This window comes from Pontixanthobacter luteolus (genome assembly GCF_009828095.1).
GTDB classification, from domain to species: domain Bacteria; phylum Pseudomonadota; class Alphaproteobacteria; order Sphingomonadales; family Sphingomonadaceae; genus Pontixanthobacter; species Pontixanthobacter luteolus.
Window position 1 is genome coordinate 450845 of record NZ_WTYP01000001.1, and the last position, 23887, is coordinate 474731.

General features: G+C 59.3%; 25 protein-coding genes and 1 tRNA gene. 12 read left to right on the plus strand and 14 right to left on the minus strand.

From position 1 onward, the window contains the following. The first annotated feature begins 81 nt into the window (after nucleotides 1–81). Nucleotides 82–531: a peptidylprolyl isomerase gene (locus GRI43_RS02100; RefSeq protein ID WP_160729446.1), complete on the plus strand. Its 450-nt coding sequence runs from the start codon at nucleotides 82–84 to the stop codon at nucleotides 529–531. A 31-nt stretch (nucleotides 532–562) separates the two neighbouring features. After that, the gene (locus GRI43_RS02105; RefSeq protein ID WP_160729447.1) at nucleotides 563–1489 is read left to right on the plus strand and encodes an alpha/beta hydrolase family protein; all 927 of its coding nucleotides are present in this window, start codon (nucleotides 563–565) and stop codon (nucleotides 1487–1489) included. A gap of 3 nt (nucleotides 1490–1492) precedes the next feature. On the opposite strand, the gene GRI43_RS02110 is transcribed toward GRI43_RS02105, so the two are convergent. The 4 genes from GRI43_RS02110 to GRI43_RS02125 form a co-directional block, all read right to left on the minus strand. Continuing rightward, nucleotides 1493–2377 carry a LysR substrate-binding domain-containing protein gene (locus GRI43_RS02110; RefSeq protein ID WP_160729448.1) on the minus strand — a complete coding sequence of 295 codons (885 nt, stop codon included), beginning with the start codon at nucleotides 2375–2377 and terminating at the stop codon, nucleotides 1493–1495. 71 nt (nucleotides 2378–2448) lie between these two features. Further along, the gene (locus tag GRI43_RS02115; RefSeq protein WP_160729449.1) at nucleotides 2449–3375 is read right to left on the minus strand and encodes a hemolysin family protein; all 927 of its coding nucleotides are present in this window, start codon (nucleotides 3373–3375) and stop codon (nucleotides 2449–2451) included. 32 nt (nucleotides 3376–3407) lie between these two features. Beyond that, nucleotides 3408–3893, minus strand: coding sequence for an rRNA maturation RNase YbeY (gene ybeY / locus GRI43_RS02120; RefSeq protein WP_160729450.1), 486 nt, complete (start codon nucleotides 3891–3893; stop codon nucleotides 3408–3410). Between the two features lie 8 nt (nucleotides 3894–3901). Next, entirely contained in the window at nucleotides 3902–4846 is a 945-nt protein-coding gene (locus GRI43_RS02125) for a PhoH family protein (protein WP_420849993.1), read from the minus strand. Between the two features lie 222 nt (nucleotides 4847–5068). On the opposite strand from GRI43_RS02125, the gene GRI43_RS02130 reads away from it, so the two are divergent. Next, nucleotides 5069–5641, plus strand: a complete 573-nt coding sequence (locus tag GRI43_RS02130; protein ID WP_160729452.1) for a hypothetical protein — start codon at nucleotides 5069–5071, stop codon at nucleotides 5639–5641. On the opposite strand, the gene miaB is transcribed toward GRI43_RS02130, so the two are convergent. Further along, on the minus strand, nucleotides 5642–6970 hold the full coding sequence (gene miaB, locus GRI43_RS02135; protein ID WP_160729453.1) for a tRNA (N6-isopentenyl adenosine(37)-C2)-methylthiotransferase MiaB: 1329 nt from the start codon (nucleotides 6968–6970) through the stop codon (nucleotides 5642–5644). It lies immediately after the preceding gene. 83 nt (nucleotides 6971–7053) lie between these two features. Between miaB and GRI43_RS02140 the strand changes: the two genes are divergently transcribed. Continuing rightward, nucleotides 7054–7569 (plus strand): hypothetical protein, encoded by a 516-nt coding sequence (locus tag GRI43_RS02140; RefSeq protein WP_160729454.1) that lies wholly within the window; start codon nucleotides 7054–7056, stop codon nucleotides 7567–7569. An 11-nt stretch (nucleotides 7570–7580) separates the two neighbouring features. Here the strand turns inward: GRI43_RS02140 and GRI43_RS02145 are convergent, their stop codons facing one another. The 7 genes from GRI43_RS02145 to GRI43_RS02175 all read right to left on the minus strand — a co-directional run bounded on the left by GRI43_RS02145 (nucleotide 7581) and on the right by GRI43_RS02175 (nucleotide 11991). Next, complete coding sequence (locus GRI43_RS02145; protein ID WP_160729455.1) at nucleotides 7581–8444, minus strand: lysophospholipid acyltransferase family protein; 864 nt, start codon at nucleotides 8442–8444, stop codon at nucleotides 7581–7583. Next, nucleotides 8444–8878 carry a Fur family transcriptional regulator gene (locus tag GRI43_RS02150; protein ID WP_160729456.1) on the minus strand — a complete coding sequence of 145 codons (435 nt, stop codon included), beginning with the start codon at nucleotides 8876–8878 and terminating at the stop codon, nucleotides 8444–8446. The genes GRI43_RS02145 and GRI43_RS02150 overlap by 1 nt, the downstream gene beginning before the upstream one ends. Nucleotides 8879–8996: 118 nt before the next feature. Further along, nucleotides 8997–9437: a Ros/MucR family transcriptional regulator gene (locus GRI43_RS02155; RefSeq protein ID WP_160729457.1), complete on the minus strand. Its 441-nt coding sequence runs from the start codon at nucleotides 9435–9437 to the stop codon at nucleotides 8997–8999. A gap of 138 nt (nucleotides 9438–9575) precedes the next feature. Further along, nucleotides 9576–10031 carry a ribosomal protein S18-alanine N-acetyltransferase gene (gene rimI / locus GRI43_RS02160; protein ID WP_160729458.1) on the minus strand — a complete coding sequence of 152 codons (456 nt, stop codon included), beginning with the start codon at nucleotides 10029–10031 and terminating at the stop codon, nucleotides 9576–9578. Next, entirely contained in the window at nucleotides 10028–10654 is a 627-nt protein-coding gene (gene tsaB, locus GRI43_RS02165) for a tRNA (adenosine(37)-N6)-threonylcarbamoyltransferase complex dimerization subunit type 1 TsaB (RefSeq protein WP_160729459.1), read from the minus strand. The genes rimI and tsaB overlap by 4 nt, the downstream gene beginning before the upstream one ends. 114 nt (nucleotides 10655–10768) lie before the next feature. After that, on the minus strand, nucleotides 10769–11377 hold the full coding sequence (locus tag GRI43_RS02170) for a malonic semialdehyde reductase (RefSeq protein ID WP_160729460.1): 609 nt from the start codon (nucleotides 11375–11377) through the stop codon (nucleotides 10769–10771). Between the two features lie 35 nt (nucleotides 11378–11412). Then, complete coding sequence (locus GRI43_RS02175) at nucleotides 11413–11991, minus strand: NifU family protein (protein ID WP_160729461.1); 579 nt, start codon at nucleotides 11989–11991, stop codon at nucleotides 11413–11415. Between the two features lie 106 nt (nucleotides 11992–12097). On the opposite strand from GRI43_RS02175, the gene GRI43_RS02180 reads away from it, so the two are divergent. From GRI43_RS02180 to GRI43_RS02210, 7 genes are all read left to right on the plus strand, one after another. After that, on the plus strand, nucleotides 12098–15100 hold the full coding sequence (locus tag GRI43_RS02180; RefSeq protein ID WP_160729462.1) for a M16 family metallopeptidase: 3003 nt from the start codon (nucleotides 12098–12100) through the stop codon (nucleotides 15098–15100). A gap of 163 nt (nucleotides 15101–15263) precedes the next feature. Then, complete coding sequence (locus tag GRI43_RS02185) at nucleotides 15264–16637, plus strand: class II 3-deoxy-7-phosphoheptulonate synthase (RefSeq protein ID WP_160730588.1); 1374 nt, start codon at nucleotides 15264–15266, stop codon at nucleotides 16635–16637. Between the two features lie 116 nt (nucleotides 16638–16753). Continuing rightward, a complete protein-coding gene (egtB, locus tag GRI43_RS02190; RefSeq protein WP_420849965.1) occupies nucleotides 16754–18025 on the plus strand; it encodes an ergothioneine biosynthesis protein EgtB in 1272 nt (423 codons plus the stop codon). Further along, a complete protein-coding gene (egtD, locus tag GRI43_RS02195; protein ID WP_160729463.1) occupies nucleotides 18025–19011 on the plus strand; it encodes an L-histidine N(alpha)-methyltransferase in 987 nt (328 codons plus the stop codon). The genes egtB and egtD overlap by 1 nt, the downstream gene beginning before the upstream one ends. Further along, nucleotides 19008–19964: an NAD(P)/FAD-dependent oxidoreductase gene (locus tag GRI43_RS02200; RefSeq protein WP_235903574.1), complete on the plus strand. Its 957-nt coding sequence runs from the start codon at nucleotides 19008–19010 to the stop codon at nucleotides 19962–19964. Before egtD ends, GRI43_RS02200 begins: the two co-directional genes overlap by 4 nt. An 85-nt stretch (nucleotides 19965–20049) precedes the next feature. Continuing rightward, the gene (locus GRI43_RS02205) at nucleotides 20050–20739 is read left to right on the plus strand and encodes a retropepsin-like aspartic protease family protein (protein WP_160729464.1); all 690 of its coding nucleotides are present in this window, start codon (nucleotides 20050–20052) and stop codon (nucleotides 20737–20739) included. A gap of 47 nt (nucleotides 20740–20786) precedes the next feature. After that, nucleotides 20787–21689, plus strand: a complete 903-nt coding sequence (locus GRI43_RS02210) for a DUF1499 domain-containing protein (RefSeq protein ID WP_160729465.1) — start codon at nucleotides 20787–20789, stop codon at nucleotides 21687–21689. Nucleotides 21690–21746: 57 nt separating this feature from the next. Here GRI43_RS02210 and GRI43_RS02215 read toward each other — a convergent pair. Both GRI43_RS02215 and yghU read right to left on the minus strand, forming a co-directional pair. Further along, nucleotides 21747–21821 (minus strand) — tRNA-Gln (locus GRI43_RS02215). A 100-nt stretch (nucleotides 21822–21921) separates the two neighbouring features. Beyond that, nucleotides 21922–22776 (minus strand): glutathione-dependent disulfide-bond oxidoreductase, encoded by an 855-nt coding sequence (yghU, locus tag GRI43_RS02220; protein ID WP_160729466.1) that lies wholly within the window; start codon nucleotides 22774–22776, stop codon nucleotides 21922–21924. An 88-nt stretch (nucleotides 22777–22864) separates the two neighbouring features. Between yghU and GRI43_RS02225 the strand changes: the two genes are divergently transcribed. After that, nucleotides 22865–23872 (plus strand): DNA topoisomerase IB, encoded by a 1008-nt coding sequence (locus GRI43_RS02225; protein WP_160729467.1) that lies wholly within the window; start codon nucleotides 22865–22867, stop codon nucleotides 23870–23872. Nucleotides 23873–23887: the final 15 nt, after the last annotated feature.

Genomic DNA, 23887 nt, shown 5'->3' on the forward strand with positions numbered 1-23887 from the left:
CAAGCCCAGCATCCCCCGGGCGGGTGACATCGGCGCATGAGTGTCTATATCGGGCGCAATTCAGAAGGAGATACCAAGAATATGGCCGATCAAAAGCTTACCCTCACTCTCGATTCCGGCGACGTAGTCATCAAATTGCGTCCTGACCTGGCACCGGGTCACGTTGAACGCATTACTGAACTTGCCAAGGACGGATTTTACGACGGCGTGGTATTCCACCGCGTGATCCCCGGCTTCATGGCCCAGGGCGGTGACCCGACCGGCACCGGCATGAGCGGCAGCGACAAGCCTGATCTGAAGGCGGAATTCAATGCAGAACCGCACGTGCGCGGAACATGCTCGATGGCTCGCACTCAGGTTCCTGACAGCGCGAACAGCCAGTTCTTCATCTGCTTTGACGATGCGCACTTCCTCGACGGTCAGTACACCGTCTGGGGCCAGGTAGAGAGCGGCATGGAACACATTGACGCATTGCCAACCGGCGAACCGCCAGCAAATCCGGGCAAGATCGTGAAAGCGACCGTTTCGTAAGAGACAAGGATCGGGATAGGGCGCACGCCGGATGGTAAAACGTACTATCGCAGCGATGCTGGGTGTATTGCTGTTAAGCGGCTGCATCACGCCCTATCCCGACCTCACTCAGTCGCGCAGCCCGTGCCGGATGGAGCCGGGCGGCTGGTGCGAATTCGTGCGGGAGGCGGCGGTAGAGAGCTATCCCTATGCGATGCTCGCTTCCAATTCATACCAGGATGATGACCAATACGGCGTCCTGCACCCTGCTTTCCTGAGGCGCGAAGCGAGCGAGAACGACGATAGCGGGCTCGCTTACTCGGTGTTCGACCGGTACCTGATCGAAAATGGGGAGCGGACTGAACTGCTCGCCCGAGTCATCGCATTTCGCGGCACAGAGTTCGGTTCTACTTCAGACATATTTTCCGGCTCGCTTGGCGAAAGCCAGCGCGAAGGCGCACGCATGGTTTACGCTGCGGAGCGGGCTGCGCTTGATGCCGAGCAATATCAGGACATTCCCATCGAAGTGACCGGCCATTCGCTTGGCGGTGCACTCGCTACTCAGATCTCGATCGATAACAAGCGCGTTCGCGCCTACGTTTTCAACACGTCGCCATTCTTCAGCGGCGATCCGATGCAGAATGACATCAGCAGGTTGGCCGTGGCCGAACGTGGTGAATTTCTGCGCATTCTGCGGCAGTATAAAGCTCCGCCTGCTGCCGATGTCTTTGTGATCAACTGCAACCCGTCTGCCAGCGCGGGCGAGAAACACAGCATCCGAAAACTGGCGGACTGCCTAACCTGGATCGCAGCGTATGAGGACCCGCTGGCCTACGGGCTGCTGGAAGCGGACGATGATCCGATTACAAAACCAGAGGTCGAATGCGGTGAACCAGGCAAACCCCATCCGGGAGCTGGCTTCCTCCGCACCGATCCATGCGTCCATGCGCCGATGACACCGCACAAGAAAGGCGGCTGACGATTATAGGCCGGCGCGTACCAGCCAGTCGTGAAACAGGCGTACAGGTCGGCTTTCCAGCGCGGTCGGTTTGCAGATAAACCAGTAGCTATAGGGGCTCTCGACTTCTGCATCGAACAGTCTTGCCAGACGGTTGTCGGCTGCGCGTTTCATATGGTCGTCGTGCATGATGGCGATCCCAAGGCCCTGAGCCGCAGCCTCCAGCATCAGCTGGCCCGAATCGTAATGATCGATGGCCGCGGGTTCCAGCGCTTCAATACCCAGTTCCTGCTTCCATGCCTCGAAACTCGCGGGCAGTTCATTGTGGATCAGGAAGGTCTGCTTGGCGAGCTTGTCGATGTCGGGGTTGGTGCCCAGCATCTGCGCCGCTTCCTTGCTGCAGATCGCGTGCACCATGTTGTAGTCTAGACGGACCGCGTGAAGCCCGGCTGCCGGGCCGCGGGACAAAATGATTGCCGCGTCGAGCGTGTCACCCACCCGGTCTTCCAGATGCGGGCCGGTGTCGATGTCGATGTGCAGCAAAGGGTGGCGTTTGCGCAGTTCACCCAGATGCGGGAACAGGCGCTGGCTGCCGAACAAGGGCAGGACGCCAAGCCTCAGTCGCAGGAGCGAGATGTTTTCCGACTGGTTTTCAATCGCCAGCGCCAACGCCTCGAGGTGAGGGGCCACTGCGTCATGAAATGCCTGTCCTTCGTCGGTCAGCTGCATTGCCTGTTTTGCGCGGGTAAACAGCTTCTTGCCGGTGAATTCTTCCAGATTGGCTATTCGGCGCGACAGCGCCGACGGGCTGAGGCCAAGCTCTTCGGACGCGGCGCGCGCCGAACCGAGTCGCACGGTGCGCATGAACGCTTCCAGTGCGCGAAGCGGCGGTAAACGGCGGGTGGGCATGTTTTTCTCCTGCTTACGCCGCCAACGCGTGAGCTAGACTTTTGTTGCAAAAAATCGAAGTAAGCCTGAATTCAGTTCGTGTCGGGCGCGTCGGGTGCATCAGGCGCAGGGTGAAGCCGGAGCCGTTTGACGTGGGTGTCATCGGCCGCGGTCACTTCAATATGCCAGCCGCTGGGATGTTTCACGATTGTACCGACCGGCGGGACCTGTTCTGCTAGGATGAACGTAAGTCCGCCCAGCGTATCGACCGATTCCTCGACTTCCCCGAGGCGCGGATCGACCCGTTCGGCCACATCGTCCAGCTCAGCGCGGGCATCGCAATCCCACATACCCTCGCCGATCGGGGTGATCAGTTCTTCGGGCAGGTCATCGTGTTCGTCTTCGATGTCGCCGACGATTTCTTCGACCAGATCTTCGATGGTGATGATCCCGTCGGTGCCGGAAAATTCATCGACCACGATCGCCAGATGCACCCGGCGCGCGCGCATATCGGCCAGAACGTCAAGTGCGCCGCGCGATTGCGGTACATAGAGCGGCTGACGCATCAGCGTGGTCCAGTCTTTCGGCGGCGGTGTCCCCTTGGCAAGAAACGGGAAGATATCCTTGATGTGGATCATCCCGATCACCTGATCCAGTTGTCCGCGATAGACGGGCATGCGCGAATGGCCGTTTTCGGAAAACACTTCGATCAATTCATTCCAGCTTATGTCAGCCGAAACCGCCACGATCTCGCCGCGCGGGATCGAAACATCATCGGCGTCGTGTTCGCTGAAATGCAGCAGATTGCGCAGCATTTGCCGCTCGACCCCGGACAGGTCGCCATTGGCGCTGCTGTCATCGTCATCTGACGGATTCTCATCCTCATGCTCGTCGATAGCCTCTTCGAGCTGGGCACGCAGCGAGCGGTCGGTTTCTTCACCGCCGAAAATTTTCTTGATGGCGGGCCACAGCCCGTTGCTACTGTCCGCGTCTCCGGCGGAATTGTCGATATCGGGCATGGCCCTTCGTGGGTACTCCTAAGCGTAACCTGTCAATGTCGGTCCCCATATGGGTCCGCTATCCCCATAGATGCAAGAGCCGCAATCTCCAATGCTTCCATTGCATCGGCATCTTCGGGGGAAATTTCGTGGTCATGGCCCGCGAGATGCAGCAATCCGTGAATGATCAGGTGGGCAGCATGATCCTCCAGCGCGATGCCTTTTTCAGCTGCTTCGCGGGCGCAGGTTTCATACGCCATGGCGAGATCGCCCAGCATGACTGGCGGGCCATCCGGATCCAGACCGATCAGTTCCTCTCGTTCCAGCATGGGGAAAGACAGGACATTGGTCGGTTTGTCACGTTGCCGCCATTCGCGGTTGAGCGTGTGAACCTCTGCATCACTGGTGAACAGGAGGCTTGCGGTCAGACGTTCATTGGCGAGTTCCGGTGCCTGTTTGGCCGCAGACATGCTGCAGCGTTCAGCCAGGTCTTCCCAAGAACCGTTGGGCCAGTCTTCAAGATCGATATCGAGGTCCATCGCGCGTCTTAAGCGCCCGTTCCTTCATACGCGTCGACGATCCTGCCCACGATCGGGTGGCGCACGACATCGGCTGCGGTGAAGCGGGCCACGGCGATGCCTTCGACCCCTTCCAGCCTGCCGACTGCATCGGCTAGCCCGCTCATCCGGTCCCCACCGGGAATGTCGATCTGCCTGGGGTCACCGCACACGACCATCCGGCTGTTCTGCCCGAACCGGGTCAGAAACATCTTCATCTGTTCTTTGGTCGTGTTCTGCGCCTCGTCGAGGATCACGAACGCATCGGCAAGAGTACGGCCGCGCATGAAAGCGATAGGCGCGATTTCGATTTCGCCGCTTTCGATACGCCGTTCCACCTGCTCTGGCGGCATGCAGTCATACAAAGCATCATAGAGCGGGCGTAGATAGGGGTCGACCTTGTCCTTCATATCGCCGGGCAGAAAGCCCAGCCGCTCGCCAGCCTCTACCGCCGGGCGCGACAGGATCAGCCGCTGCACGCTGCCGGTGATCAACTGGCTTACAGCCTGTGCCACTGCGACATAGGTTTTACCCGTGCCCGCAGGACCGAGCGCGAAAATCACATCGTCGCGCGCCAATTGCCGCATGTAATGCGCCTGTGCTTTGGAGCGGGGGACGATAGTCTTGCGGCGCGTGCGGATCATGATCGGCGGAGCGTTTTGGTCCGCGTCCACAATGCCGTCGAATGTCGGTTCGTTGGTCATGGCGATGATCGATTCTATCGCACCGCTATCAAGATCCTGCCCCATCGCCAGCCGGTCATACAGGGCCTGCAGGACGTCGCGCGCTCTTGCGACGCTGTCTTCGGGGCCTTCGATATGCAGGGTATCTCCGCGGGCGGAAATGAATACGCCTAACCGGTTTTCCACCTGAACCAGGTTCGCATCGAATTGTCCGAACAGGGGGACCAGCAACGACTGGTTGTCGAACGACATGTCGATCTGGGCGCGGCGAATTTCGCGCTGTGCGACCGGGTCTGGTGACAGGGCCGGATCAGCGGCCCTTGAGGGTTTACGTCCCATGCATTCCTTTCATCTCTTCCTTCCGAATGTAGGATGATATCCGCCGGAGGCAAGCTGGCTGGAAACAATCAACGGTGGAAAGCGTCTTTCAAGTGTAACCGATTTCATCACGGACAAATCACAGGATCAAGAACCATGAAGAACCAGATTTCTAACAAGGTGTTGGCGGTGTCAGCGATGCTGTGTGCGTTCGGGCTTGCCGGCTGCGCCGAACCTGCGGCAGTAACCGGCGATACGGCGCAACAATCCGGCCCGATCGAAGTGGCAGCGGATACCGATCGTTTGGTCGAAGCGTTCCTGCGATCGGAATATCCCGATACCGCAACCGTGCTCTACAGCTATGGCAGGGCTGATCTGGACGGGGTGGGTGACGAGGAATACCTGGTATATGCTGGCGGCCCGATGATGTGCGGCAGCGGCGGCTGCAACCTGCTGGTCCTGAAAACCGCAGATGGCGGTTTCACGAAGCTTGGCAGCCTTACTGTCAGCCAGTTGCCTGTCGGCGTTTTGAGCACATCGACAAATGGCATGAAGGATCTGGGCGTCAGCGTTTATGGCGGCGGGCAAGAGCCCGGGATCATGAAGGTGCCGTTTGACGGGGCCAAATATGCGTCAAACCCCACGGTGGAACCCGCGACGAAGGTTGGAAGTATCGATCTGGTAATCATCCCCGAGGGGGAACTGAAGCCGGTCGCTAGCGCCGAATAATCAGGCGACGATTTCACCGGCGAGCGAATTTTGACCTGCCTGGATCAGCTTTACCTCGATCAGGTCGCCGATCTCTGCGTCGCCAGTGAAGTGAACCGATTGCAGCCACGGCGATTTGCCGAGCCATTGACCGTCCAGCTTGCCGCGCCGTTCGACCAGAACTTCGCAGGTTTTGCCGATGCTTGCCTCATTGAACGCCTGTTGATCGCGGCGAAGCGCGGCCTGCAAGCGTTGCAGGCGTTCATCCATCACCTGCGGTTCGATCTGGTTTTCCATCGTCGCTGCAGGTGTTCCGGGGCGCGGTGAGTACTTAAAACTGTAGGCCTGCGCGTAACGCACCTGATCGACGACCTTGAGCGTGTCTTCAAACTCGGCATCGGTTTCGCCGGGAAAGCCGACGATGAAATCGCCCGAGAGCGCAAGGTCTGGCCGCGCGGCGCGAAAACGCTCCAGCAAACGCAGATAGCTTTCCGCGGTATGGCTGCGGTTCATGGCCTTCAGCACGCGGTCGTTGCCGCTCTGAACCGGCAAGTGGAGATAGGGCATGAGCTTGCCGACTTCGCCGTGGGTGTCGATGAGCTCGTCATCCATGTCGGCAGGGTGGCTGGTCGTGTACCGGATGCGCTTGAGATCGGGGTCTTTGGCCAGTTCGCGGATCAGGCCGGCCATGCCCAGTTTGCGGCCCCTGTCATCCTCGCCCGTCCATGCGCTGACATTCTGGCCCAGCAGGGTGATTTCCTTCGCACCCGCTTCTACCAGTTTCTTCGCTTCGTCGACCAAGGCGCTGTAAGGGCGCGAAATCTCGGCCCCGCGGGTATAAGGGACGACGCAGTATGTGCAAAACTTGTCGCAGCCTTCCTGAATGGTCAGGAATGCACTTGGGGCGGATTTGCGGCGTTTGGGCAGCGCGGCGAATTTCGCGTCGGCTGGCATATCGGTGTCTGTCGAGCGTTTGCCTGCAACCGCGTCGTCGATCATGCCGGGAAGCCGGTGATAAGCCTGCGGACCGACAACCATCGACACGGCAGGCGCGCGTGCCATGATTTCTTCGCCTTCAGCCTGTGCAACACAGCCGGCCACCGCAATCATCGGGGCTTTTTTCTGGGTCTTGCCCTTGGTAAGCCGGCCGATGTCCGAATAGACCTTCTCGGCGGCTTTCTCGCGAATGTGGCAGGTGTTTAGCACCACCAGATCAGCGTCTTCGCCCTCGGGCGCTTCGGTAATGCCTTTTTCTGCCAGCATTTCCGCCATACGTTCGCCGTCATAGACGTTCATCTGGCAGCCGAAGCTTTTGACCCGGTAGGTCTTGGGAGACGCGGTTTTTTGCATGAGCGCGCACTTAGCCGCAGATGGCCTGCAATTCAACGATGGTCGGATTTTGCGATGCGCTTTTGTTTCGCTAAGGATTCTCCATGAAAAATGTCAGAAAAATCGCGCTTCTCGCGCTGTTGGCGTTTGCGGTTCCGCTTCACGCTCATGCGCAGGAGAATGCCGCCGCGCTCAGCCCCTCCGAGCAGCTGGAATTGATCAGTTCATGGGAAGGACGCTGGCAGGTTGCCGAAACGCCCGCTCTTGAGATCGTCTTTGAAAAAACCGCCCGTGGGAGCGTGATGGTTGAAAGGTGGGAGACAGCCTCGGGGCTGCATTCGATGACCGTTTATCACTTGGACGGTGATGCGCTGGTCGCGACCCATTACTGCCCGCAGGGTAATCAGCCGCGCCTCGAAAGTCTTGCAGGAGCGGACGGACAAATCCGCTTCACATTCCGCGATGTTACCGATCTTGATGCGGGAGAAAGCCACACCCACGATCTGTGGTTTGCCCAGGCCGATGACGGCACAATTCTTCGCTCTGAGGTCTATCGCGGAGAAGGCGGGCTGCAAGAACCGGGACGCTACACGCTTAGCCGGATGCCTTCCGGGGGATAGCCGGCAAGGGATTATTCGATCGGGATATAATCCCTGGGTGCGGCGTAGCGCACAGGCACTACATCGTGCTTGAACTCACGCAGAGGCTTGCCCAGCGAGGTCAAGAGGGCCGCTTCGATGGCTGCTCGGGCGCGCGCGCCAACGGCTTTGCGTCCGCGGAATTCTTCCGGACTGAAAGGTTCGAGAAAATGAAGCTTTACTTCGAAGCTGCCCTTGCGGGCCAGAATTCGTTTCGCGTTGTTGATCCCGCTTTCCTCACCGATCCAGCCGATTTCCTCGCCAACATCGCCGTAATCGATCAGCACCGGCTGGACGAGCACATCCTTGGGCGGCGGCTCCAGCACGCTGAGCATCGATGTTTTGAACGGCAGCAATGACTGACCGTCGGTGGTGGTGCCTTCCGGAAAGACCGTGACCGACCAATTGTCTTCGAGCGCCTCGCGCAGGGCGTTGATCTGTTCGGCAACGCCCAGCCTGTTTTCGCGCTTTACATGGACTGTTCGGTTCAGGCTGCATAGCCATCCGATAATCGGCACTTCTGCCAGTTCGGCCTTGGCGACGAACGCGGTCCCGCTTGCCCCGGCCAGTGCGAGTATGTCGATCCAGCTGACGTGGTTAGCGATGTAGAAAACGTCGCGTTTCAAGTGCGCGCCGATCGGCTTTACACGTGCGCCCGCGATCCATCCGGCAAAGCGCAAGAACAGCATCGGGAACGGAGAACCGTATTTGAAAATGCGATAGAGATAATGCAGCGGCACAAAGATCAGCAGCAGCAAGAGGAGACCGGCAAGCCTGGATCCGAACCGCAACCAGCCGGCGGCGGAAAGCGGAGTGTCTTCCCCGCGCTCGGCAGCGGCGCGAAGCTCCGCGTTCATCAGTTGGCCTGGTCTTTCGGACGCCCCAGTTTCACACCGTAAAGTTCCATTCGGTGGTCAACCAGGCGGTAGCCCAGTTTTTCAGCGATCTGTTTCTGCAGGGCTTCCAGTTCCGGATCGACGAATTCGACCACGTCACCGCTTTCCACATCGATCAGGTGATCGTGATGGGCCTCCGGTGCCGCTTCGTAGCGGGCCCGGCCATCGCCGAAATCGTGCCGGTCGAGAATGCCTGCTTCTTCGAACAGCCGGACGGTGCGATAGACTGTGGCGATGGAGATCTTCGGATCGATCGCGGACGCGCGTTCGTGCAGCAATTCCACATCGGGATGATCGTCGCTTTCCGACAGGACGCGCGCAATGATCCGGCGCTGTTCGGTAATCCGCAAGCCGCGTTCGGCGCATAGCTGTTCGAGGTCGATACGTTGCTGCAAGATCTATCCCTGATTGCGGTTGAACATGTGAAAAACGCCCCTGACCCTTAGTAGGGCGGGGCGTTCTTCTCAAGCATGACCGGATGATTAAATCACAGCGCTGCTATCGTGCGACCGTTCAGGCGGCTTTTTTCTTGCGTCCGCGCTTTTGACCCGGCTTGCGGCCCAGGCCAATTTTCTTGGCAAGGTCGCGGCGGGTTTCAGCGTAGTTTGGTGCAACCATCGGATAATCTGCGCCCAGGCTCCAGCGAGCGCGGTATTCGTCGATGGTCATGCCGTGTTCGGTCATCAAGTGACGTTTCAGCATTTTCATCTTCTTACCGCAGTCGAGACAGACGATGTGGTCTTTCTTGACTGATGAACGGATCGAAACCGCTGGGTCCGGCAGTTCTTCGACAGGGTCCTCATCCTGTCCAAGTCCGGCCAAAGCACCATAAACGGTGGTTATCAGCGAAGGCACTTCGCCCACGTCGACATTGTTGTTGCTCACGTGAGCAGCAACGATGTCTGACGTGAGCGTTATTAGCGTCTCCGTCATATCGTCTTGAAAATTATCCATTGGTGTCCTCATCATGTGTGCGACCACAGTATTATCTGCTATTGCAGGTAGACTCTTTATGAACCAACCGTGCATGTGTTTCAAGCGTGGTTACGCGACATCGCTAATAGTATCGTAACCAAAATGGGGCTGTTTTACTTAGAGTGTACGCGCAAATGTAATCGCGTCGATCTTGTCGCCATTATCCATTGAATAGTAATTCTTGCGGGTTCCGATCTGCTCGAATCCATGCGATTCATACAGCGCCCTTGCGGGGTTGTTCGCCCGCATTTCCAGAAATATACGTTCCGCTCCGCGCTTTCGGGCCTGATTGGCGAAGATATCCAGTAAACGTTTGCCAAGTCCGCGTCCGCGGTGTTCGGGACGCACCGCGATAAGCAATAATTCTTCTTCGCCCGGTGCGATCTTGATCAAGGCAAAGCCGGCTGCGGGTTTACCTTCTTCAGGCGTCCCGCCTTTTTCCCCAACCAAGGTGTAGTCGGTATGCGGCAATGCCAGCGAGCTGGAGATCTGGCGGCGGTTCCATGCCTCGCCCCATCTGGGTTCAAAGGCCGCCTCCATCACCTCCATGATGCGGTCGATATCGTCCATCATGCGGGAGCTTTTCCGCCCGGCAGTTTTGCATCCGGCGCTCTGCCATAGAGCGGGGCGGTGTCTGCCGACAGCAAGCCGTTCGGCAGATGCAAGGCAAAGCGCGCGTCGGGCAGAAACTGCATGGCGTATCCGGTTCCGCGCAGGTCGACCATTTGCTGAGCCTGCGATCCGGCAACCAGCGGTATATCGAAGCGGCTGGCGGCATCGTCCGGCTTGAGCGATGCGTGTCTCGATTCCGGATTCAAGTCAGCATCGAACGGCTGGACGAACCATTCGCCGTGGCCGCCGCTCATGCAGGAAAGAACACGCTGCTTATTGCTTTCTGCGATGGCCATTGCCGCCACCAGGGCCAGCGTCGGATAGGATTTTATCTCTGCCTGCCAGGCGAAAGCGAGCGCACGCGCGACCGCGATACCAATTCGCACTCCGGTGAAGCTGCCTGGACCGCGGGACACCAGAATTCGTTCGGCCTTACCCTTGCCGGGCAGGGCGGAAATCATCGGGACAAGCCGTTCAGCATGGCCGCGGCCAAGTTCGCGGTGATCGTGCGCGGCAAGCGAGCTGCCATCGAACAGCGCCACAGAGCACGCCTCCGTCGCGCATTCTATCGCCAGTGTTCGCATGATCGCGCCGTCAGCCCCGTCTTGAATTGATTAATTGTCTGGCCGCGTTGGCATGATGCGGCACAAGGGTGCAAGGGCAAAGAGAAAGGGCCCGGTCATGCCGGGCCCGATGAATTACGCCATGCGGTTGAACTTGCCGAATTCCGGCCGCGGGCTGCGTTCGAAGATGGTCGACGGATCCCCATAACCGAGCGAGCAGATGAAGTTCGATTTGACCTTCGGATCATCACCGAAAAATGCGTCGTTCACTGCATCGGCGTCATAGCCGGACATGGGGCCGCAATCGAGACCGACCGCGCGCGCGGCCAGAATCAGATACGCGCCTTGCAAGGCAGAATTGCGAAATGCGCCTTCCTTGCGGCCTTCTTCGTCACCTTCGAACCAGCTCTTCGCATCGGTGTGCGGGAACAGCCATGGCAATTCTTCGTGGAAATCGATGTCGTAACCGATGATGACGGTAACCGGAGCAGCCTTGATCTTGTCTGCATTGCCTTCCGAAGCGCATTCGGCCAGCTTGGCCTTGCCTTCTTCGGATGTGACCCAGACGAACCGGCCTGGCTGCATGTTGGCCGATGTCGGCGCCATCTTCATCAGATCATAGATATGCCTGATCTGTTCCTCGCTCACTTCCTTGTCGAGCCAGCCATTATAGGTCCGGGCTTCGTTGTAGAGTTGATCGAGAATGTCGCCACCAAGGACGTTATCATGGAATTGTTTGGTCATTTAAGCCCCTTGAAGTCTGTTGGTCGTGCCTGAAATCAGGCTGCACGGACTTCAACGACTTCCGGCACATAATGTTTCAGCAAACCTTCGATGCCGTGCTTCAGCGTGGCAGTCGAAGACGGGCAGCCTGAACAGGCGCCCTGCATCGTGAGATAGACGATGCCGTCCTTGAAACCGCGATAGGCAATATCGCCGCCATCACCGGCAACAGCGGGCCGGATGCGGGTTTCCAGCAGTTCGTGGATTTGCGCGATGATATCGGCGTGTGCCGGATCGTCTTCCACAACCATTGATTCTTCTGGCGGAACGGAAATGCCAGCCGCGCTTCCGCCGGTGAACAGCGGTGCCTCGGATACGAAATGGTCGAGCAAGATCGATACGACCTGCGGTTTCAGGTCGGACCAGTTCACACCTGGCGCGGCGGTTACCGAAATGAAATCACTGCCGAAAAATACATTCACGACTTCGCCAGTATCGAACACTGCCTGTGCCAGCGGCGATGCTTCGGCGGCCTCGGGGCTGGCAAATTCGCGGGTGCCGCTGGCCATGACCTGCTGGCCGGGCAGGAATTTGAGGCTGGCGGGGTTCGGTGTGGTTTCGGTCTCTATGAACATGCCAGCGATGTAGGGACCGGCGCCGCGACTAACAAGCCGCACCGTGACAGCGTTTGTTGCAGCCTATTCACTATCGCTTCATCCCTGCCGCCTCTATATGCAGGATATGACAAAATTTTCGCGTGCCGCACGCCATTTCGCGCTTCTTCTTCCGCTTCTCTATCTGGCCCCGCAGGCTTCCGCGCAGCAGAGTGCGCAGGCGCAGGGTGTTCAGACTGCGGCAGAGGCGGGGACAGAGGCGGCGGCCTTGTCGTCGCTGCCTGCGCCGAAGGCGGTGCAGATCGGCAGCGAAACACCGTGGATATACGAAGGCAGCGATGTCCCGCGCGATACCGAGTGGCTTTTCGGTGAAATGGATAACGGCCTGCGCTATGCCACGCGCGAAAACGGGGTGCCGCCAGGCCAGGTTTCCATCCGCATCCGGATCGATGCAGGGTCGCTCCACGAAGAAGACAGCGAGCGCGGCTTTGCCCATCTGCTCGAACATATGAGCTTCCGCGAAAGTAAATATCTGGCGCAGGGCGCAGCAATACCGACCTGGCAGCGGCTCGGCGCGTCATTCGGCAGCGATACCAATGCAGAGACGACACCGACGCATACCGTGTACAAGCTGGACCTGCCCGCCGCGACCCCTGCATCGGTTGAAGAAAGCTTCAAACTTCTCGCCGGGATGATGCAGGAGCCCGTGCTTTCGGAGGAAAATCTGGCGCTCGACGTGCCGATTGTCCTTGCGGAAATGCGCGAACGAAGCGGTGCGTCCATTCGCGCATTCGAAAAATCGCTCCAGACGCGTTTTGCCGGACAACGTCTCGCCAACCGGCTGACGATTGGCACGCGCGAAACGCTGAACGGGGCAACCGCTGAAAGCATCTCCGCATTTCACGACCGCTGGTACCGTCCAGAGAACGTCGTGATTTCGGTTGCCGGTGATTTCGAGGCGGAAACATTCGCTAGCCTGATCGAGAAATATTTCGGCGACTGGGAAGGCAAGGGGCCGCTGACTCCGGCGCCAGATTTTGGCGATCCTGTCGCCCCCGCCGGTGCCGATCCGGACAACCCGGTTGGCGAAGTGGCGGTGATTGTCGAACCGGACCTGCCGCGTTCGATGACCTATACGGTCATGCGTCCATGGCGGCCGGTACAGGACACGATCGTGTACAATGAAGGGTTGCTGATGGATGCGCTCGCGCAGGCGCTGATCAATCGCCGGCTGGAAGCACGCGCACGGGCGGGCGGTTCCTATCTATACGCTCAGGTCCGGCAGGAAGATGTCAGCCGGTCTACAGATTCAACCTTTGTCGCTTTTGCTCCGCTGACTGGCGACTGGCAGTCAGCCTTGAAGGACGTGCGCGGCGTGATCGAGGATGCGCTGGCCGCCGCCCCGAGCGAGGAAGAAATTGCCCGCGAGTTTGCCGAATTTGAAAAGATTTACGAAAGCCAGGTCGAACAGCGCACGGTGATGCAAGGTTCAAAGCTGGCCGATGACATCATCAATGCGGTCGATATTCGCGAGGCGGTTGCTGCGCCGGAAACCGTGCTGCAGGTGTTTCGCGGAATGCGTGAACGGATCACACCCGAACGCATTCTTGAGCGGACACGAGCACTGTTCGAAGGCGACGTGATCCGTACGACTTACATAACGCCCGCCGCAGACGAAGCCACCGATGCCGCCGTTCGCGCCGCGATGCTGCAGGAAGTGGCACCGAATTCCGACGTCCGGCTCGCTGCGGAAACGCTGTTGTTCGCAGACCTGCCACCAATCGGGGAGCCGGGCACGATCGTGTCGACGGGCCCGCTTGGGGTGCTTGGCATCGAGCGGATCGAATTTGACAACGGCACACGCGCCTTGCTCTGGCCCAATGACGGGGAGCCGGGCAGGGTTTCTGTAAAAATGCGCTTCGGCGCCGGGATGCGCGCCTTCGATCAGGAAGACGCGCCGTATATCTCGCTCGGGGAAAGCGCGCTTGTCGGGCAGGGCTTCGGAGAGCTTGGTCAGGAAGAACTCGACCGCATTTCGACCGGCCGGGTCATGGGTTTCGATTTCGCGGTTGAAGATGCGGTGTTCAGTTTTTCCGCTCAGACGCGCAATGCCGATCTGGCAGATCAGTTGTACCTGTTCGCCGGAAAACTGGCGATGCCGCGCTGGGATGCGAACCCCGTCAACCGGATGAAAGCAGCGCAGCGCCTGAGCTATGAAAGCTATGCCGCGAATGCAGGCGGTATTCTGACCCGCGATCTGGAATATTACCTGCGCAACGAAGATGCCCGGTTCAAGACCTTCACCCCGACCGAAGTGGATACAACCACGCCGGAACGCTTCCGCGAAGTGTGGGCGCCGCTGCTGACGCAAGGCGATGTCGAAGTCATTATTTTCGGCGATTTCGAGCGCGACGCTGCGGTGGAAGCGCTACGCAACACAGTCGGCGCGCTGCCCCAGCGGACACCGATCCCGGCGGAAATCGCCAGCCGCGTGCCGACATTCCCGGCGGCGGGTGAGGGTACGAAGATCATCACTCATCGCGGTGATGCGACCAGTGCAGCCGCAGTGGTGGCGTGGCCAAGCGGGGCCGGTGTCGAACAGCTGCGCGAATCCCGCCAGCTGGAAATACTCACCGACCTGTTCAACAACCGTTTGCTTGATGCGATGCGCGAGCGTGCGGGGGCCAGCTATTCGCCGAGCGTGAACGCCAGCTGGCCAGTCGATCTGGATGCTGGCGGCAGAATTATGGCGCTGGCGCAGCTTAAGCCAGAAGACGTGCCGGTATTCTTCGCCGCGTCCGATGCAATTGCCCGCGATCTGGCGGTGAACCCGCCAACCGCTGACGAGCTGGCGCGCGTGACCGAACCGCTGAAGCAATTGGTGACGCGGATCATGACCAGCAACCAGTTCTGGCTGTACCAGATCGAGGGGTCGAGCAAGGACCGGCGCAAGCTGCTATACCTGCAGACACTGCTGAGCGATTACAGTCAGACAACGCCCGAACGGATGCAGGAGTTGGCGCAGAAATACTTCGCCAATCGGCCTGCATACCGGCTAGCCATACTGCCCGATGGTCAGGAGTTGGCCGGCGGAGGCGCGGCACGGGCTGCGGAAATCACCGGGCGCTAATCCCGTCTGGCCAACTGCCGGGCCGGCGAAGCAGCGCTTGGCCGGGCTGAATGTTTCTTGCGCTTGCGGTCGATGCGGCTTTGCTTTTGTATGCCGCGTCGCCTAATTCGCGGGCAGATGGGCGCATTACCGCACCGATATTTTGATGAAAGACAGGTTTAAAGTGGCACAGAACTGGACCCCCGAAAGCTGGAAGGCGCACGAGGCACGGCATCTGCCGCGCTATAACGATGCGCAGGCGCTGGCGGATGCGGAAAAGACCCTGTCCACCTATCCGCCGCTGGTGTTTGCTGGTGAAGCGCGCGCGCTGAAAGCCGATCTGGCCGATGTCGCGCAGGGCAAGGCGTTCCTGCTGCAAGGCGGCGATTGCGCTGAAAGCTTCGCGGAATTTCACCCGAACAACATTCGCGATACCTTCCGCGTGCTGCTGCAGATGGCGGTTGTCCTGACTTATGCGGGCAAGGTTCCGGTGGTGAAGGTCGGCCGCATGGCGGGCCAGTTTGCCAAGCCGCGCAGCAGCGATACCGAGACGAAGGACGGCATCACGCTGCCCAGCTATTTCGGCGATAACGTCAACGGCATCGAATTTGACCCGGCGGTGCGGACCAATGATCCCGAACGCATGGTCCGCGCCTATTCGCAAGCGGCCGCTACGCTCAACCTGCTGCGGGCCTTTGCCAGCGGCGGTTACGCAAACCTGCGCCAGGTTCACAAATGGACGCTTGATTTCATGGGCCGCAGCCCGTGGGCGGACAAGTTCGCGCAGACTGCCGACCGGATTGGTGAAGCGCTTGATTTCATGGAAGCGTGCGGCATCGACCCCGACACCGTGCCGCAATTGCAGCGCACCAGCTTCTACACAAGTCACGAGGCGCTGCTGCTCCCTTATGAGCAAAATCTGACCCGTCAGGATTCGCTGACCGGTGACTGGTATGACACCAGCGCACACATGGTGTGGATTGGCGACCGGACCCGTTTCGAAGGCAGCGCGCATATCGAATTCGCGCGCGGCATCGGCAATCCGCTAGGCATGAAATGCGGCCCTTCGATGGAGCCTGACGTTCTGCTGAAGCTGCTCGACACGCTCAACCCTGCTCGGGAAGCGGGCCGGATCACGCTGATCAGCCGCTTTGGCCATGACAAGGTGGAGGCCGGGCTTCCCCGGCTGGTTCGTGCGGTGAAGGCGGAAGGGCATCCGGTCGTGTGGAGCTGTGATCCAATGCACGGCAATGTCATCAAATCGGACAGCGGTTACAAAACCCGCCCGTTCGACCGTATTCTGAGCGAAGTGAAAGGCTTCTTCGCCGTGCACCGCGCAGAAGGCACGCACGCTGGGGGCATCCATATAGAGATGACCGGACAGGACGTGACCGAATGCGTCGGCGGCGCCGTTGCGATCACCGACGAGGCGCTGGGCGACCGTTATCACACGCATTGCGACCCGCGCCTCAACGCGGCGCAGTCGTTGGAGCTGGCTTTCCTGCTGGCTGAAATGATGACGATGGAAGCCGGGCAATCGCAGGCAAATGCAGCCTGATCGCATTTAAATTCGGTTTCGCTCTGAAATCTCGGAAAGAAATTCCCTCTCGGGTCTTTAATAAGTAGCCCTTTCCCGCCAATGTGGGAGGAGACCGGACGCGAGAGGAGGGCCCCGTGCCGCAGCCCGAGACCGCACTGCCGAACGCGGCAGGCGATACGATTGGTGAACAATATCGTGCGACCCGCGCGCTGACACAGGCATTGCTTGAACCTTTGTCAGAGGCCGATGCCACCCTGCAGTCGATGGAAGATGCATCGCCGGCGAAATGGCACCTTGGCCATACCAACTGGTTTTTCGAGACGTTCCTGCTGCGTGACCACATGCCGGGTTACACGCTGTATAACGAGCGCTGGCCGTTCGTTTTCAATTCCTATTACGAGGCGGAGGGTGAACGCATCGCGCGGTTCTCACGCGGTATGCTGTCGCGCCCCACGGTCCAGCAGATACTGGGCTGGCGTGCGCAGGTGGACGATGCCATCGAACCGATGCTGGATGACCCGCGTTTTGCCGATCTGATCGCGCTCGGTATCGCACATGAACAACAGCATCAGGAATTGCTGCTGACCGACATCAAACACGCGCTGTTTCAGAACCCGCTTGGCCCCGCGATGCTGGACCATGCGGGGACAATTCCCGCGGCAAATGCGCAGGACGGCTGGGATGCGCATCCTGGCGGGATCGCTCTGATCGGGCATCCCGATGACGGCCCTTCAAGTGGCTTCGCCTATGACAATGAAGGTCCGCGCCACAGGGTTTTGCTGGAACCGTTTGCCCTTTCGCGGCGGCTGGTCACCAACGGGCAGTGGCAGCAATTCATCGATGATGGCGGCTACCGGACTGCTTCCTTGTGGCTATCCGACGGTTGGGGCTGGGTTCAGGAAAATGCGATCTCTGCACCGCTTTACTGGCACGGCGATCAGCATTTTACCCACTACGGCTGGCAAGGCCGTGATTCGGACGCTCCCGTCACCCATATCTCGTATTACGAGGCCGATGCCTTCGCCACTTGGGCAGATGCGCGTTTGCCGACCGAATTCGAATGGGAAGCGGTCGCACGCGGGCAACATGCCGACAGCGCACCGGCGCATGATCCGGCGGGCGGTAACCAACTCGGCTGCCTGAACCATCTGATACCAGAGGGGAGGCCCGGCCTGTTCGGCGATTGCTGGCAATTCACCCGCAGCGCCTATCTGCCATACCCCCGCTTTCGGCCTGCAGAGGGCGCAATTGGCGAATATAACGGCAAATTCATGAGCGGACAGTTTGTCCTGCGCGGGGCCAGCTGCGCCACGGCGCGGGGCCATTCGCGGGCATCATACCGCAATTTCTTTTACCCGCACCAGCGTTGGCAATTCACCGGCTTGCGGCTCGCAAAGGACAATTGATGACTTCTACCAAGGGCCTTGCGCTAGTCGATCTGGACGAAACCGGTGTCGACAAGGCTTTCCGCAGTGACGTGCTGGAAGGATTGTCGCAGCCGCAGAAAGCCGTCCCTGCGCGCTGGCTGTATGACGATGCAGGCTCGCAGCTGTTCGAAGACATAACCAAGGTGCCGGAATATTATCCGACCCGCGCCGAGACCGAGATTCTCCGCGATCGCGGGCAGGATTTTGCCGAGGTGATCGGGAGCGGTCGGGCGGTTGTCGAATTCGGTTCGGGCAGTTCGGTCAAGACGCCCTTGCTTCTGGAGAGTATTTCGCCCGCCGCCTATGTCCCGCTCGATATAGCGGGCGATTTCCTGCGTGCGGCGGCAGCGGATCTGTCTGCAAAGTTTCCTGGCCTGCCGGTCTTCCCGGTAGAGGCTGATTTCATGCGGCGGGTCGAATTGCCGGAGGAGGTCGCAGACATGCCAAAGATGGGCTTCTTCCCCGGATCGACCATCGGCAACATGGTTCCGCGTACTGCGGTCGATCTGCTTCGGACGATGCGTGAAACACTCGGCGAAGGATCACAGCTTTTGATCGGTTTCGACCTGATAAAGGACCGGCAAGTGCTGAAAGCGGCCTATGATGACGCCGCCGGAGTGACCGCAGAATTTAATCTGAACCTTGCGCGCAGGATCAACCGCGAATTGGACGGCAATCTGGATGTTGCCAGTCTGAAGCACGAGGCGCGGTGGAACGATGATTTTGCGCGTATCGAAATGCACCTGGTGGCGCAGCGCGACATGGAATTCGAAGTGGCCGGGCGCAAATTCACTCTGAGACGCGGCGAAACGATACACACCGAGAACAGCCATAAGTTCGGCAAGCGCAGTGCCAACACATTGTTGCTCGCTGGCGGCTGGACGCCGGTATCGAGGTGGCTCGACAGCAAGGAACGCTTTTCGCTGATCCTTGCAGAGGCCAGCATCCCGCGCAGCGCGCCATGACCGAACCGAAAATTGCAATTATCGGGGCGGGAATGGCTGGTCTAGCTTGCGGAACCGCGCTCGCCAGCCATGGTTTGCAGCCACATCTGTTCGACAAGGGCAGGGGGCCTGGCGGGCGTATGGCAACGCGCCGCGCCGGTAATGATGGTGAACAACTGCGCTTCGACCACGGCGCGCAATATTTCACCGATAGCGATCCCGCATTCACGGCCACCATCGGCAAATGGCTGGCCCGCGGAGTTGTCGCACCCTGGCCAGCAGCGGGCAGCAACGCCTATGTCGGTGTGCCGGGAATGAACGCGCCGCTTAAATTCATGGCCAGCGAGCTAGATGTCGACTGGGCTACGCGGATCACATCGCTGAACGCCCAGCAAAACGCATGGCAGGTAGAATTCGAAGATCGGACCGAGACGTTCAGCCATTGTCTGATTGCGCTGCCAGCCGAACAAGCGGCCGATATTCTTGTCGGTGCAGCGCCGCAATTTTCAGCGCAGGCCGCTGCGTCCGTGTCGGAGCCATGTTGGGCGGTGATGGTGTCTTTTGCGCAGCCGCTACCGATAGAGCAGGATGCAATCGCAGACAGGCAAGGGAAAATCTCCTGGGCGGCGCGCAACAGCGCCAAACCCGGGCGCGGCACGGGCGAATGCTGGGTCTTGCATGCATCACCGGACCATTCGCGCGCCATCCTGGAACTCGATGCCGATCACGCGGCAAAACAATTGCTGCAAGAATTCTTCGAGCAGCAGGGTATCGAGCCGCAACCAGCCGAGTTTTTGACCGCGCATCGTTGGCGCTATGCCAAAGCTCAGCGACCAGCCGGCGATGGGCCGCTCGCGTTATGGGATGCGGATGCCCGGATCGGTGCGGCAGGTGACTGGCTGGTCAACCCGAAGGTAGAGGGTGCATGGCGTTCAGGGCGTGCATTGGCTGAAATGGTCATCGCTTCGCTGTGACCGGACCCACCGTAGCAGACTGGCAACCTGGCCTGATTGGCCGCCGTTCATGGACCAGTAGCATTCCGGTGCCTATATCGGCCTGATGGATAACCCGGGCGCACTGGCAGAGATATGGAATTCGGCGGCCGCCGTAATCCGGTCGGTTCCGCGATCGGGCATATTGGTTGCGACAATTGCCGCGCTTGCTGGCGGGTGGATCGGATCTGTCATGATTCGCCAGCGCGTTCCCACAGGGCGCCTGATACGGACAGCCAGCACTCTCGTGCTTACAGGCATATTGGTGACGATAGTCCTGCAGCTATCCCGCTTCGATCCGCGGCTCGAAATGGCGCTGCCCGATATGGGCTTGCCTCAGCAGGTCGTGGAAGGCGGCGAAACACGAATACCGCTCGCCGCAGATGGCCATTACTGGCTCAAGGCGGAAGTGAACGGGGAGCCGGTCAATTTCATGATCGACACCGGTGCGACGCTGACCGCAGTGTCTTCAAAGGTTGCGGACCGCGTGGGGCTGGAGCCGCGCCGGGGCGGAATCCCGATAACGCTCAATACCGCAAACGGAACGATATCAGCGCAGATTGCGACCATGGATGAACTGCGTTTCGGCAATGTCGCTGCGCGCGGGCTGGATGCCGTCATCGCCCCCAATCTTGGCGACACCAGCGTGATCGGTATGAACCTCCTGTCGCGGCTGAAAGGCTGGCGGGTTGAAGGCGGCACGATGATCCTGACCCCGAACAATCCGCAGCCGGTTCTGAAAACCGCAGCACCTTAAAAGTTACCGCGCTTGCAGCAATGAGCGGGCTGGTGCATCACCCGCGCATGAAAAAACTCAGCTTCCTTCCCCGCCTTGCGCTGATCCTCGCGCTTCTGTTGCCTGTCTGGTTCCTTGTCGCATCGCTTGGTGCGAAATTCGGGCTCTGGAGCAAGATGTTCGGCTTTGCGACCATGACTGCAGGCATCGGCCCGATGGCCGCTATGGCGATTGCCGGGCTGGGTGCCCTGGCACTGATCGTGTCGCTGGTTGTGAAGCCGCGCAAAGGTTGGCTGGCATCACTGATCGCCATCGCAATACCGCTGGCGGTGCTGGCCGGTTTCAACCAGCTTCGCACGCAGGCGGGTTCGGTTCCGTTCATCTATGACGTGGCGACTGACACGTCCGACGCGCCCGTTTTCTCTGCAGAAATGATGGCCGCGCGGGCGGAGGCTGATGCCAACGAAGTGCTCGACTACAGCCGCCCACTCGGCGAGTACGACAAATGGGCCGAGAACCAGGATCTGTCGGGCACGACCGCAGCCCAGGTGATCGCGGATGGTTATCCGGATCTGGAAACTCTGAGAGTGACCCAGTCCGCCGAAGACGCTCTGGCCGCAATCGAAGCAGCCATGAAGATGCGCGGATTTGACGGCGTAAAAGTGGATCAGGAAACGGGCACCGTTGAAGGGACCGATGAACTTTTCTGGTACGGTTTCCAGGATGATGTCGTCGCACGTGTCCGCGAAAGTGCAAACGGGGTGCTGATCGATTTCCGCTCCGTCTCGCGGCTTGGCACCAGCGATCTAGGTGTAAATGCCCAGCGGATCGCGGATTTGAGCAGCGCGGTGAAGGATCGTCTTTCCAAGGATTATCCATCGACCAGCGAGATTACCGTCGAAATGGATGGTGAATCCGCTGAGGACGATGCTGCCGAAGAGGCCGAGGCCGAAGGCGCCGCAGCAGAATAATCCTCAGCCAAAGCCTGCGAGGGCCGTTGGCGGCAGCGATTGTGATTCAGGATGAAATGGCTGGGGTGGCAGGGATCGAACCTGCGAATGCCGATACCAAAAACCGGTGCCTTACCACTTGGCCACACCCCAGCAGCCCTAGCAGGTGATCCTGCGTTGGGCGCGCCCCGTATAGCGCGACAAATCTGTAAGGGAAGGGGGCAATCTCAAACAATTGCCACCTTTCCTGACTTCAGGCCGCTTTACCTGCGAAATCGCTGGCAGAGTGGCGGTTGGGAACACGCGTGTTTTCATCGCCCCAACTGCGGTTGACCATTTTTGCTCGCTTGACCGCGGGGCGGTTCATGACCTCATCGGCCCAGCGCCCGACCGCTTCGTATTCGTGGATCGACAGGAAGGTTTTTGCCTCGTTGTAAATCTCGCCAGTCGTGAAGGGCGCCAGCCACGGGGCTGCAGCCATGTCGGCGATGGTATACTCGTCGCCCGCCAGATACCGGGTTTCCTTCAGGCGGTTATTGGCGACGTCGAACAGGCGCTTGGTTTCCATGGCATAGCGGTTGATCGGATATTCGTATTTTTCCGGCGCATAGGCGTAGAAATGGCCAAACCCGCCGCCGATGAATGGCGCGCTGCCGACCTGCCAGAAAAGCCAGCTGAGCGTTTCCGCACGCGCCGCCGCGTCCGTCGGTAGAAATTTTCCGAACTTTTCAGCCATATGCATCAGGATGGCGCCGCTCTCGAAAACCCGGATCGGTGCGGGGCCGGAATGGTCGACCATTGCCGGGATCTTTGAATTGGGATTGATATCGACAAACCCGCTGGTGAATTGTTGGCCCTCGCCAATATTGATGATCCAGGCATCGTATTCGGCGTCCGAATGGCCAGCTTCCAGCAGTTCTTCAAAAATGATGTTGGCCTTCACACCGTTGGGCGTGGCCAGTGAATAAAGCTGGTGGGGATGATCGCCTTTGGGCAGATCTTCCTGCCGCTGGGCGCCTGCGGTTGGCCGATTTATGTTGGCGAACCGGCCGCCGCTTTCACTGTCATAGGTCCAGACTTCGGGCGGGGTGTAGGTTGGGTCTGCCATTGGAATTCTCCTGCTTGTCCAGCGTGCTGTTCGTTCGAATTGGTGGCCGGGTTACGGAACCGCAAGCAAGGCGGCGGGTTATCTTTCCATGTCAGCCGAGAAGCTCATCTATGTCGACGATAGCCTGCCGGGTATCACGCGCAAGGGCGCCGGCCGCGGCTGGGCATATTATGATGCCAAGGGCGGATTGATCCGCGACCGTGCGGAAAAAAGTCGGCTCAACGCGATTGCGCTGCCACCGGCGTATGTCGATGCCTGGTTCTGCCCAGCCCATAACGGGCATATTCTCGCGACGGGTTATGACGACAAGGGCCGCAAGCAATACCGTTACCACCCGGATTTTCGCGCCCGGAAAGAAAGCGAGAAGTTCGATGGCTGTATCGCCTTCGGGAAACTCCTGCCTCTGGCGCGGAAGAAAGTGGCCGAAGATCTGACATCGGCCGGGATGACCAAACAGCGGGCCATTGCCAGTGTCGTCAGGCTGCTCGATCTGGGCTTCGTGAGGATCGGGAATGACCGGTATACGAAACAAAACAAGAGTTATGGTGCGACAACACTAAGGCAGAAACACGCCGAAATTGACGGCAGCACTGTGCACCTGGAATACCGGGGCAAGTCCGGTCAGGAACGCGAAATCGTGGTCGAGGATGATGAGTTCAGACAGGCGATCGAGGAATTGCAGGACCTGCCGGGTCAGGACCTGTTTCAGTTCGTGGACGATGATGGCCAGCGCCATCCGGTCGGCTCGTCAGATGTAAATGCCTATCTGCGTGATGCGATGGGCGAAGACTTCACAGCGAAGAGCTTCAGGACGTGGCATGCGAGCGTGATGGCGTTCGAGGTGCTTGCTTGTGCGAAAGAGAAACTGACGATCAAGACGGTGATTGAAACCGTCGCAGATAAGCTGGGCAATACACCCGCCGTTACGCGCAGCAGTTATATCCATCCTGCCGTTATCGATGTGATCGAGTGTCAGGAAGAATGGCGCAGCCGGCTGGAGCTGCCGCGCAAAACCAAATACCAGTCCCGCGAAGAGCGGGGTCTGATCGCGTTTTTAGAAGAAGCGCCGTCTTGCGAGGAATCACTTGCAGCGTAGTATCCTTTAGGGATA

What these genes read in the sequence shown, in the direction of transcription:
- GRI43_RS02100 (WP_160729446.1), top strand. Translation starts at nt 82, where the DNA reads ATGGCCGATCAAAAGCTTACCCTCACTCTCGATTCCGGCGACGTAGTC.
- GRI43_RS02105 (WP_160729447.1), top strand. Translation starts at nt 563, where the DNA reads ATGGTAAAACGTACTATCGCAGCGATGCTGGGTGTATTGCTGTTAAGC.
- GRI43_RS02110 (WP_160729448.1), bottom strand. Translation starts at nt 2,377, where the DNA reads ATGCCCACCCGCCGTTTACCGCCGCTTCGCGCACTGGAAGCGTTCATG.
- GRI43_RS02115 (WP_160729449.1), bottom strand. Translation starts at nt 3,375, where the DNA reads ATGCCCGATATCGACAATTCCGCCGGAGACGCGGACAGTAGCAACGGG.
- ybeY (WP_160729450.1), bottom strand. Translation starts at nt 3,893, where the DNA reads ATGGACCTCGATATCGATCTTGAAGACTGGCCCAACGGTTCTTGGGAA.
- GRI43_RS02125 (WP_420849993.1), bottom strand. Translation starts at nt 4,846, where the DNA reads ATGTCGTTCGACAACCAGTCGTTGCTGGTCCCCCTGTTCGGACAATTC.
- GRI43_RS02130 (WP_160729452.1), top strand. Translation starts at nt 5,069, where the DNA reads ATGAAGAACCAGATTTCTAACAAGGTGTTGGCGGTGTCAGCGATGCTG.
- miaB (WP_160729453.1), bottom strand. Translation starts at nt 6,970, where the DNA reads ATGCAAAAAACCGCGTCTCCCAAGACCTACCGGGTCAAAAGCTTCGGC.
- GRI43_RS02140 (WP_160729454.1), top strand. Translation starts at nt 7,054, where the DNA reads ATGAAAAATGTCAGAAAAATCGCGCTTCTCGCGCTGTTGGCGTTTGCG.
- GRI43_RS02145 (WP_160729455.1), bottom strand. Translation starts at nt 8,444, where the DNA reads ATGAACGCGGAGCTTCGCGCCGCTGCCGAGCGCGGGGAAGACACTCCG.
- GRI43_RS02155 (WP_160729457.1), bottom strand. Translation starts at nt 9,437, where the DNA reads ATGGATAATTTTCAAGACGATATGACGGAGACGCTAATAACGCTCACG.
- rimI (WP_160729458.1), bottom strand. Translation starts at nt 10,031, where the DNA reads ATGATGGACGATATCGACCGCATCATGGAGGTGATGGAGGCGGCCTTT.
- tsaB (WP_160729459.1), bottom strand. Translation starts at nt 10,654, where the DNA reads ATGCGAACACTGGCGATAGAATGCGCGACGGAGGCGTGCTCTGTGGCG.
- GRI43_RS02170 (WP_160729460.1), bottom strand. Translation starts at nt 11,377, where the DNA reads ATGACCAAACAATTCCATGATAACGTCCTTGGTGGCGACATTCTCGAT.
- GRI43_RS02175 (WP_160729461.1), bottom strand. Translation starts at nt 11,991, where the DNA reads ATGTTCATAGAGACCGAAACCACACCGAACCCCGCCAGCCTCAAATTC.
- GRI43_RS02180 (WP_160729462.1), top strand. Translation starts at nt 12,098, where the DNA reads ATGACAAAATTTTCGCGTGCCGCACGCCATTTCGCGCTTCTTCTTCCG.
- egtD (WP_160729463.1), top strand. Translation starts at nt 18,025, where the DNA reads ATGACTTCTACCAAGGGCCTTGCGCTAGTCGATCTGGACGAAACCGGT.
- GRI43_RS02200 (WP_235903574.1), top strand. Translation starts at nt 19,008, where the DNA reads ATGACCGAACCGAAAATTGCAATTATCGGGGCGGGAATGGCTGGTCTA.
- GRI43_RS02205 (WP_160729464.1), top strand. Translation starts at nt 20,050, where the DNA reads ATGGATAACCCGGGCGCACTGGCAGAGATATGGAATTCGGCGGCCGCC.
- GRI43_RS02210 (WP_160729465.1), top strand. Translation starts at nt 20,787, where the DNA reads ATGAAAAAACTCAGCTTCCTTCCCCGCCTTGCGCTGATCCTCGCGCTT.
- yghU (WP_160729466.1), bottom strand. Translation starts at nt 22,776, where the DNA reads ATGGCAGACCCAACCTACACCCCGCCCGAAGTCTGGACCTATGACAGT.
- GRI43_RS02225 (WP_160729467.1), top strand. Translation starts at nt 22,865, where the DNA reads ATGTCAGCCGAGAAGCTCATCTATGTCGACGATAGCCTGCCGGGTATC.